We start from the raw sequence: 9785 nt of genomic DNA on the forward strand, positions 1-9785 counted from the left end.
CAAAAAGGAAGTGGCCATCAGCGTGCCAGACGCTGTGCCCATGCGTGTACGGCTTCTTCGATCAACGCATAAGCGTGCACAAAAGCAGGTTTGCCTTGACGGTAGGGGTCGCTGATCTCTCGATCGTCCTGCCATTTGCCCAACAGCAACACTTTGCCCCGCGCTTCAGGGGCAATGTTGAGCACGCCACTGACATGTCGCCGCTCCATCACCAGAATCAAGTCCGCCTCACTGACGGCTTGAGAAGTGAGCTGAACGGCCTGGTGCTCATGGGGCAGATGACCATGCTCTGTGAGCACGGCGTGTGCTGTCGGCTCGATGGGCTTGCCCGTCAGGGCGGCAAGGCCGGCTGAACTGACCTGAATATCGGAGTGGACGAGTGCCCCACGCAGCAAATGCTCCGCGGTGGGACTGCGGCATATATTGCCAACACAGACAATCAAAACCCTTTTAAGCAAGATGACCTTCCCCGTCTTGTCAACATTGGCGGTGACCTAGCACTTGCCGAACATAAGAGCTTTAAATTACGAATGAGCCCGGGCATTTATAACGACCAGGAACTGCGACTGAAACTTTCAAAAAATCAATGCGTATTTATTACCATGACGCTTGAACAGCCCTCAACTTTTTATCCAGACAAAAAATAACATCGCACTCTCCAGAGTGCGAAAATAACAGTTAGTGAATTTATCCAGACATTTTCTAACGGTTGTCGTTTTCTGGCGACTGTTCAATCTAAATTATACTGAAATAGCGAATGACTAATGTATAGCCGTTCCGCTACTGCATTGCCAGGGTGTCGAATATTTGGTTAGTAGTTGGGTAAGGGACGCCTTGGGCAATAACTCTATTTACAGCGGGTTACGTCACGAGCATGCCGTGGAACAACCGGGCATGCTCGCCGGCCAATCGGCTGCTCGATGTCTCCCCTGCCCGCGCCTGGCGAGAAGCATGGCGTGCAGACCATTCGCAGCCCCTGGCGCGTTGCGAACATTGTTCTCGAGTGACCGGGCCGCTTCGAGCCCGCACTCCCCAGCGTGACCGGTTCGGCCAGCCTGGATCGAATCTTTCCTACTGCCATCAGCTATTCCATCAGTCTACTTTCAAGGACGCTTCCATGATTCGTAAATGCCTGTTCCCCGCCGCCGGTTATGGGACCCGCTTTTTACCCGCCACCAAGGCCATGCCGAAGGAGATGCTGCCGATCGTCAGTAAGCCGCTGATCCAGTATGCCGTCGAGGAAGCGCGTGACGCCGGCCTGCAACACATGGCCATCGTCACCGGTCGCGGCAAGCGCGCGCTGGAGGATCATTTCGATACCAGCTACGAGCTGGAGCACCAGATTCGTGGCACCGATAAGGAAAAGTTCCTGCACGGCACTCGCGAGCTGATCGATACCTGCAGCTTTTCCTACACTCGTCAGGTGGAAATGAAAGGCCTGGGGCACGCCATTCTCAGCGGCCGCTCGTTGATCGGTGATGAGCCATTCGCCGTGGTGCTGGCCGACGACCTGTGCCTGAACCTGGAGGGGGATGGAGTTCTGGCGCAAATGCTCAAGCTTTATGAGCAGTTCCGCTGTTCGATCGTGGCGATCCAGGAAGTACCCCGCGAGCAGACTCAGAAGTACGGCGTGATTGCCGGCGAGTTGATTCGCGAGGGGATTTACCGGGTCAACAGCATGGTCGAAAAGCCCCGTCCGGAAGACGCTCCGTCCAACCTGGCGATCATCGGTCGATACATTCTGACCCCCGACATCTTCGACCTGATCGCTGACACCGAACCTGGCAAGGGCGGTGAAATCCAGATCACCGATGCGCTGATGAAGCAGGCCCAGAACGGCTGCGTACTGGCTTACAAGTTCGAGGGGCGACGCTTCGACTGTGGCGGTGCCGAAGGTTATATCGAAGCCACCAACTTCTGCTTCGAGCATCTGCATCAAAACGCCCTGTGATGTTGCTGTCCCCCGATATGGTCTTTATCACCTTATGGACGAAGCCTCTATGAATACGTTGAGCGGTTTCAAGGCAGATGACAGTCGCCACCCGTATAGCGCTGACCTTAAGCACAACCTCGCGTACCGCATCGTGCGCGCCTATGCGTCGGAACTGATTTTCCCCCGCGTGCGAAAACCACCGGTACTGCTGGTGGAACGCATCGGCGCGTTCCCCTCCTCCGGGGAGATCCGCCGCCAAGTCAAGGATGGTCCGGCGCTGCTGGCGAGCATCAAGCAGCGTTACGCCCGCGACGCCCTTGACCTCAACGAAAGCAGCGGGCTGAACCTGGTCTTTGCCGACTGGCGCTTCAGCTTGCGCCTCTCGGGCGAGGGTTGCGTAGCTTGCCTGACCGTGGAAAGTCGGGGCGACAGCTCGCTCCTGCAGCGCAAAACCGCCGAGCTGCTGGGGCAGATCGATGCAGGGAGGGCATTTGAATGAACGCGATTGCCGAACACGCCACCAAAGCCTGGTACCTGGTCCAGTGCAAGCCCAAACAAGATGAGCGCGCCGAAGAACATTTGCAGCGCCAAGGCTATGCATGCTTTCGCAAGACTTACAGACGTGAGCGCATGTTGCGCGGGCAACGTCGAGTGATCAGCGAGTCGCTGTTTCCGGGCTACCTGTTTATTCAACTGAGCCTTCAGGACAGCTGGGGTCCACTGCGCTCGACCCGCGGCGTTTCGCGGGTCGTCGGGTTTGGCGGTCAGCCATTGCCGATCCGCGATGCGCTGATCGACGAACTCCAGGAACCGGACAGCCAGGCGATCGTGACCACGCTGTTGAAACACGGAGATGCGGTGCGCATCACTGAAGGTCCGTTCTGCGATCTCGAAGCGGTGTTCCTGGCCATGGACGGTGAAGAACGGGTACTGCTGATGATGAATTTGCTGCAGCGTGAACAGCAAATCAGCCTGCCACTGGCGCGGGTCAACAAGCTTTAGATGCTTTTAGCTGCTTACACAAAAACGCCGCTCAACAACAAGCGGCGTTTTTTATCAACACAGGAAAACCTACGCCCCTTCCGAGAGGTGATTCCAGTCCACCCAACCCAAAAACCACGTCGCCAGAATCAGTAAACCGAAGGCGATCCGGTACCAGGCAAACACCGCATAACTATGGTTGGCGATGAACTTGAGCAACCCGCGCACGGCAATCATCGCAAAGACGAAAGCGGCGACAAACCCCAGGGCAAACACCGGCAAATCTGCGGCCTGGAACAGGTCGCGATATTTATAGCCCGAGTACACCGCGGCCCCCACCATTGTCGGCATCGCCAGGAAGAACGAAAACTCGGTGGCCGTCTTGCGTGACAGGCCAAACAGCAACCCGCCGATAATCGTCGATCCCGAACGCGAAGTGCCGGGAATCATCGCCAGGCATTGTGCACATCCGACTTTCAAGGCATCGGTCCAGCGCATCTCGTCCACGTGATCGACCACTACCACGTGCTCGCGCTGTTCAGCCCACAACATGATGATCCCGCCGATCACCAGCGCCACGGCCACGGTGATCGGGTTGAACAGATATTGATGGATTTTGTCGGCGAACATCACCCCCAGCACCACCGCCGGCAAGAAACCGATCAGCAAATTCAGAGTAAAACGTTGCGCATTACGCTGGGTCGGCAAACCCGTGGTGATGTCCAGAATCTTGCGACGGAACTCCCAGACGACCGCCAGAATAGCGCCCAACTGAATAATGATATTGAACGCCATGGCTCGCTCACCGCCAAAGTCGAGCAAGTCCGCGGCAATAATCTGGTGGCCTGTACTGGAGATCGGCAAAAACTCTGTGAGTCCTTCAACCAGTCCTAGAATCGATACTTGCGTGGTGGTCCAGAAGTCCATTAATCCCCCGTTAACCCCTTTCGGCTGAAAGGTCTGTTGTTGGTTCCGAGCAGCTGTCGGGTCAACGGAGAATTAAAACGCATTACCTGCCGGCTTGAGGCAAACGTTATAAAACGTCCATGACCAGGGCTATGACCACCTCGACAGCCCTACCCGCCTGCTACGCTTTGCGTTCATGACTGGAGGAATAACCATGCCGGACGATCCTCCCCCCGCCCTGCTCGACGCCAGATGGGCGCCTGAAGATGAAATTGACCTGGAAGACTGACACTTGTGTATCGCAAATCCATGGCTGCCACTCATCGTCAGCTCGTTGACGTTTTGAGTTTGGGCGCGCGCAATGTCTACCCCAAAAATGATCGCCCAAGAGAACATTCCACATGGCAAAGATCATAGTGCTCGCCGGTGACTTCCCGCAGGGCGACGGGGAATATCACTCGGGTACCATCACGCTCAAAACGGCCCTTAAGCCACGACTGGGGAAAAGCTTCCCGGTCTCGGAATTTAAAGATCTAACGATCCAGAACACGGACTCCAACAAGAATATAAAGAGCGCCATAGGCCTGGGCATTGCGGGCGCGATGTTGTTGGGGCCGGTCGGTGCCATCGCTGGCTACCTGCTCGCCGGCAAGAGCACCGAGGTGACCTTCATGGCCACCCTGAAGGGCGGCGCCAAGCTCCTGGCAGCAACCGATAGCGATACCTACCGGGACATCTCGGAACGTGCCCTCAAAAAATCCCGCACCAGCCGCCGAGACGCGCTTTGCGAGTCATTTGATAACGGATTCATTCACTGATCCGCTGGCTCCTTGCCCCCCCCCGCGCCCACGGATTAGACCGACCTCATCCTTGAGCCACTTATGGCTCGAAAAACAAACTGATCAACTCTTCAGCAGTGCTGGAAATCTGATAAGTGTTAAAGTTGGCATATGACGATATAGTTAATAAGTAAAGCGTTGCGCTAGCAAGATCGGGGGCGGCGCGAATGCAATGGCGGATTTAACTGCTACCCCCGTAAAGGCACCGCTTTCAAGGCCAGTGCCGCTGTCTTTTAAGAAGAATGTAGACTTTTTTTAACATTCGTATGCCTTTGCATGTGCTGCCCATATGATGTAGCTAGCAGATCATGAGTCGGCGCAATCGAGCAACGAGGCGTTGGATTTCTAGTTGAATGGCTTGGCTCTAAAAGCTAGAGGGGATTATTTAGCATCATAATTGAGTGAGCGTCTTGCAAGTTGAGATTATATTAGTCGAGCGAGGATAAAATTATCGCTTGATACTGGACCTCATGTAAATTCTTGAAATATACCTTCACTTTAACAAGTGCTAATTCGGAAAAAAAATGAACGCGGAAAAATCGATCGAAAAAATCCAAAGCGGAGATGTACACTCAATGGACCAGGAACTGTTTGACGTGAGAACGTTCTTGATCCAAGAAGAAATCTGGTTTAAAGAAAACTACGACATAAAGTACGACACGTACTTTAAGTCCGGCGGATTAGTAAAGCTTTTCATCTGTCCCCAAACACGAGGAAAGATGAAGAAAATAATTGAAAAGCTAATTAAAAGCAAAGTCGCATACAAAGTAATTGGGTTTACTTCCAATGTGCTATTTTTCGATCAGATCGAATACTCCGTAATTTTATCAACGAAAAACCTGACCAGTATAACCAAGAGAGACGGTGTAGTTGAGGTAGACAGCGGTTATTCTTTGCAGGACTTTGTTCGCATTGCTGTACTTGAAGAAGCAAACGGTTTTGAGGGATTAGAAGGAATCCCTGGAAGTATCGGCGGCGGGGTATGCATGAATGCGGGTGCATACGGATACGCAATATCTCAAAACATCATATCAGTAGATTGCATAGATGAAAGTGGAAATGCAATAACGCTAACAAAAGAAGAATGTGGCTTTAGTCACCGGAAATCCCTATTCCAAACTCGCGACCTTATAATTCTTTGCGCCCGCTTTAAATTCTTTAAAGGGAGCGCAAAAAAAATCGCGGACAACATCGAGACATTCCATATTGCTCGCCACTCGTATCAAGAGTTTGTATATCCTAACCTAGGAAGCATGTTCTCTATAAGCGGCGACCCTTATGGCGCACTGCTTAAGCACGAAGGAAGAGTGGAGAGAACCATTTATTACATATTCAAATTACTATATAAAAACCCAGTGGTAAAATTCATTAACAGGAAGAGACCTAGAAACACAGCAATGAATAGCTTGTTCTTTGACAGGTTCAAACACACGCAGTACACACCCTCTAATAAAAGCCTGAACATACTAATTAACGATGGAAAAACCTCAGTCGAATCGCACCTAAAATACATTATGGAGTTTGAGAAACGGCTAGGCGATCGATTTAGCATAGAAAACGAAATGATTATTGAGCCCGCCTATCGCGTAGAGAATGGGTTTAAGTCTAATCACGAAAAAATAATCAGTTTTCTATCATCAAAAACCAAGTAAAAGTACAAATAACTCTGAAAAAAATAGAAGTTGTCAGAGTCGGAATATCCTGTGAAAAATAGGTAAGATTGCATCAGAAGGATCTGATCAGGTGTTTATTCTACACATCCACCAAAAGCCGGGCTATTCACGTCCGGCTTCATTTTATGCAGGCAGACACTGACTTTCTGATTTAATATTTTCTACTATGAATGCCACAAAATATTTATTGGCTCTGCCACATTGCATTGCCAAAAACTCAGAAAACTCAGTACAAATGCTAAAAACACCGCCTATACGACCATTAGGCCGCTACGATAGCCACAATAAAATCTTCCTATTTCAGGTACTTTCGAACTCCCTCCAGGTATTTAAATTGATACTGCTTTGTTGGCTCTATATATGACCCCTCCCCGTACTCATTCCAACAGCAAATAACAACTGAGTTTAGCGTTTTATTGGGGTATCTATTTAAAATACTCTTGGCTTTTTGTAAGTGCTCATAAAACTTCTCAGGCGTGCTTACTGATTTGTCATGATTTGGATCGACGCTGCCCCCCCAAGGGGATCGATCCCAACCTGAAGTTAATGGCAGGATGTAGGGGATATTACTGTTTTTGATAATCCACTTCCATGACTGAGCATAACCAGCGGCAAGATCCGGATAACTGACAGATAGTTTCCTGCTTGATTTTTTTTCAGCAAACCCGAGGTGGTAGTTGTAAGCTGATAAGGCATCATATGTACTTACTAAATCTGCGAAGTCCAAAAGTTTTTTATCTGCTGATGCTGAACCTATAAAGTATATACCTTTGTATCCAGCTTTTACCGCTGCCACACGGGCGCGCTCAAGCAATTCTTTAGGTGTTGCTCCAAATGTTTTCGCGTCAGCGCTCAGTCGATCGTGAGAAAATACAAAAACCACCGGTTTGCCGTTGATTTTTTTGTACCGTTCGTTACCAAAATAATGAGTAATCCAGTAGTTGACGATTTCATCGAACTGCTGATAACTGACTGGTGTCCCGGAGTGGTTAGCCCAGAGCAAGGAGAATCCAATGGAGGATGAGTTCGAATTTTTTATAAACGAATCAACCGCGTAAGTTGTATCCTTTACCCCACCATTCTTTTCCCAATACCAGTCATAAATGACATAATCAACTCCATATTTCTTCATCCATGCAATATACGTTTTGGTATATGTGTCAGTTCCTTCCTTATACCACCCCAATAATGGCTCCCTGTCCGAGTAAGGTTTAATTCTAGCCCAAGAATCGATGTTCGGCTTATTCCATCCAGGGTAGTAGAAAACACCTACATCAGTCGCCCCTGCGCCCCTGACGAATAACATCAAGCAAAAAGATATTGCCAGGGTGAAATATTTCATCGGGAGTCCTATAAAAATAATTGCCTATCAGAATTTTGACAAAACAATCAAGCCGACACCACCTGCAAACACAGACAAATACTAACATTTTTCATACCACGTCAAGAAAATAATGCAAAACTCAAATGGGACCTCTTGTTATTTACAAAACCATCGTAGAGAGAGTGGCCGATTTTGACAGGGCACTGTTATTTTTAGTCACCTACGCACTCTCGCGATAAGGGTGTTTTTATGCTAAAAAATGCAATGGATTTTATAATAGCCCTGTGGACTCCGAATCTGTTTATGCGTACTTGTGTGATTCAACTGACTGGTGGTTTTCTACTCCATTTCAAATCATACCGAGACAGATGAGAACGTGATGCCAAAGAATATATCGTTTAATGTGCTGAATTTCGTGTCTTGCTTTTGATGAAAACCTTATCAGAAAGGCGAGGGCGATGCACTTGCTCAAGCGAATAAAGCCCATGAAAACTTCCTCTTGGGGCCCTCCTCACCATGCCCTTGCAACTAATTCAGAAAGTTAAAAAGCAGGAACATTATGACATCGTTACACGCCTATAGCATCCCGACCTCAAGACTATCAGTTCGGTATGTGCTAGCTCTAATCATAGGCTTTACCGTAACTTTTAATAATATAGAGTGGTCCTTTGGTGGTAACACCTTGACCCTGGAACGGATACTATCCGTTCCACTCTTCTTAATCATTTGCGTATTGTTAATTGGATCAAAGATTCCGCTTAAGCTTCCTAACACTGGATTGATTCTTCTTGTATGGATCGTGCTAACGTTTTTTTCATCTGCAATGGGTCCCGTTCCTACCTGGTCTCTCAAAATGTTCTTGGGACTTCTTTTTGCCATCAGCTTTTATTATATGACTATCTGGCTTAGGGCTAACCCATTCACCATATTCAAGTCTAGAGCTTTTTTATCCTTAGCGTGGTTTTGTGGGCCATTTCTTTCTATAGTTTACGTGGCGTCATTGCTTCACTTACAACTCCCCGAGATTGCACTTCATTGGCTTCAAGAAGGGAGTGGTGGTACACGAATCAGAGGGGGTATAACTGAGGCTAATCTGTTTGGCGTGTTTGTTTCCCTCATAACGCTGGCTGTGGTTGCGCTTGGCAAAACCAAGAAGGTTTGGTGGTGGATTCTGGTCTTGGGACTGCATACTTCTTTGCTGTTTTCCTTCTCTCGAGCTCCTTGGATCTCCTATATATTGTCTGTCGGGATATATTATGCGCTGATTAAGCGAAGCCATTATAAGGCCAGAAGCTTCGTGTGGTACACGCTTGCGGCATTATTGCTGATTGGCCTTATAGTTGCAGCATCCTATTTTGTAATGGCCGAATTTGGCGACAATGAAATAATTGGCAGAACGCACTCTGTTAGAACAAGGTTTATCATGTGGGGGCTTGCCGCTGAGTCGATACTCAAGAACCCGTTCTTAGGAAATGGAATCTATAGCTTTAGTGAAATATATTCATTCGCTCCAGAATTAGTAGGTTCGGATAGCCATCGTAGCGCATGGATATCAAATCTACCTTTGGCGTTACTTCATGACACTGGTATTTTTGGCTTACTACTTTTCTTCTTTTTTATGATTTCGGTCATTCGACGTGGTTTAGTAGCTGTTCGTAAGTCCGCAGTATGCCGGACGACTGATGTTTATCAAGTAAAAATTGGTGCGGTGCTTGTAGCATTCTTGATGGCAATGGTCTTTTCAAGCCAGTCTATTCCGGCACACTCCATTGCCATTTTTTGGGTCTGTATAGCACTTACTGAGCGCTTTTCTACACTGAGTAACTCTTCGTCTTTAAAGGACTAGCATATAAAGTATAGAAAAATAGTTTTTTTCATCTTTTTAATAATTGAGGTGCTAATTCCTGGCAGCAACCGATAGCGATACCTACCGGGATATCTCGGCACGTGCCCACAAAAAAAACCGCCCCGGTCGCCGAGGCGTCCCTCGCGAATCATTTAACAACGACTCCATTCACTGATCCGCTGCCCCCGTGACCGCGAAGATGTTGCGTAAGCGCTCCATAAACCCCACCTAGTCAAAAGTGGGCGGCGCGTTTAGCTGTGGGGTCGAGGCTTGCAGTTCCACG

9 protein-coding genes are annotated in these 9785 nt (G+C 48.9%); 6 read left to right on the forward strand and 3 right to left on the reverse strand.

Translation table 11 applies throughout. The features are described 5' to 3' along the window. Window positions 1-17: 17 nt before the first annotated feature. Window positions 18-458 (reverse strand): low molecular weight protein-tyrosine-phosphatase, encoded by a 441-nt coding sequence (locus AC07V0_RS20950; RefSeq protein ID WP_172901207.1) that lies wholly within the window; start codon window positions 456-458, stop codon window positions 18-20. 659 nt (window positions 459-1117) lie between these two features. On the opposite strand from AC07V0_RS20950, the gene galU reads away from it, so the two are divergent. From galU to rfaH, 3 genes are read left to right on the forward strand one after another with little or no spacing between them, the layout of a single operon-like run. Continuing rightward, on the forward strand, window positions 1118-1951 hold the full coding sequence (galU, locus tag AC07V0_RS20955) for a UTP--glucose-1-phosphate uridylyltransferase GalU (RefSeq protein ID WP_018928284.1): 834 nt from the start codon (window positions 1118-1120) through the stop codon (window positions 1949-1951). 49 nt (window positions 1952-2000) lie between these two features. Next, on the forward strand, window positions 2001-2432 hold the full coding sequence (locus AC07V0_RS20960) for a hypothetical protein (RefSeq protein ID WP_018928285.1): 432 nt from the start codon (window positions 2001-2003) through the stop codon (window positions 2430-2432). Beyond that, window positions 2429-2935, forward strand: coding sequence for a transcription/translation regulatory transformer protein RfaH (rfaH, locus tag AC07V0_RS20965; protein ID WP_019581966.1), 507 nt, complete (start codon window positions 2429-2431; stop codon window positions 2933-2935). Before AC07V0_RS20960 ends, rfaH begins: the two co-directional genes overlap by 4 nt. A gap of 69 nt (window positions 2936-3004) precedes the next feature. Here rfaH and AC07V0_RS20970 read toward each other — a convergent pair whose 3' ends face one another. Beyond that, window positions 3005-3841, reverse strand: a complete 837-nt coding sequence (locus tag AC07V0_RS20970) for an undecaprenyl-diphosphate phosphatase (protein WP_019581965.1) — start codon at window positions 3839-3841, stop codon at window positions 3005-3007. 380 nt (window positions 3842-4221) lie between these two features. Here AC07V0_RS20970 and AC07V0_RS20975 point away from each other — a divergent pair, with 380 nt between their 5' ends. Next, the gene (locus tag AC07V0_RS20975) at window positions 4222-4638 is read left to right on the forward strand and encodes a hypothetical protein (RefSeq protein WP_495019861.1); all 417 of its coding nucleotides are present in this window, start codon (window positions 4222-4224) and stop codon (window positions 4636-4638) included. A gap of 545 nt (window positions 4639-5183) precedes the next feature. Next, on the forward strand, window positions 5184-6311 hold the full coding sequence (locus AC07V0_RS20980) for a UDP-N-acetylmuramate dehydrogenase (protein WP_495019862.1): 1128 nt from the start codon (window positions 5184-5186) through the stop codon (window positions 6309-6311). Between the two features lie 316 nt (window positions 6312-6627). Here AC07V0_RS20980 and AC07V0_RS20985 read toward each other — a convergent pair whose 3' ends face one another. Then, window positions 6628-7674, reverse strand: a complete 1047-nt coding sequence (locus tag AC07V0_RS20985; RefSeq protein WP_495019863.1) for a glycoside hydrolase family 99-like domain-containing protein — start codon at window positions 7672-7674, stop codon at window positions 6628-6630. A gap of 835 nt (window positions 7675-8509) precedes the next feature. Between AC07V0_RS20985 and AC07V0_RS20990 the strand changes: the two genes are divergently transcribed. Continuing rightward, window positions 8510-9502 (forward strand): O-antigen ligase family protein, encoded by a 993-nt coding sequence (locus AC07V0_RS20990; RefSeq protein ID WP_495019864.1) that lies wholly within the window; start codon window positions 8510-8512, stop codon window positions 9500-9502. The last annotated feature ends 283 nt before the right edge of the window (window positions 9503-9785 follow it).

It is taken from the genome of Pseudomonas sp. GW821-FHT01E10, from assembly GCF_059422365.1.

Bases quoted from the DNA above. Each gene is read 5' to 3' on its own strand.
- AC07V0_RS20985 (WP_495019863.1), bottom strand. From the start codon at position 7,674: ATGAAATATTTCACCCTGGCAATATCTTTTTGCTTGATGTTATTCGTC.
- AC07V0_RS20960 (WP_018928285.1), top strand. From the start codon at position 2,001: ATGAATACGTTGAGCGGTTTCAAGGCAGATGACAGTCGCCACCCGTAT.
- AC07V0_RS20970 (WP_019581965.1), bottom strand. From the start codon at position 3,841: ATGGACTTCTGGACCACCACGCAAGTATCGATTCTAGGACTGGTTGAA.
- AC07V0_RS20990 (WP_495019864.1), top strand. From the start codon at position 8,510: ATGTTCTTGGGACTTCTTTTTGCCATCAGCTTTTATTATATGACTATC.
- AC07V0_RS20980 (WP_495019862.1), top strand. From the start codon at position 5,184: ATGAACGCGGAAAAATCGATCGAAAAAATCCAAAGCGGAGATGTACAC.
- rfaH (WP_019581966.1), top strand. From the start codon at position 2,429: ATGAACGCGATTGCCGAACACGCCACCAAAGCCTGGTACCTGGTCCAG.
- galU (WP_018928284.1), top strand. From the start codon at position 1,118: ATGATTCGTAAATGCCTGTTCCCCGCCGCCGGTTATGGGACCCGCTTT.
- AC07V0_RS20975 (WP_495019861.1), top strand. From the start codon at position 4,222: ATGGCAAAGATCATAGTGCTCGCCGGTGACTTCCCGCAGGGCGACGGG.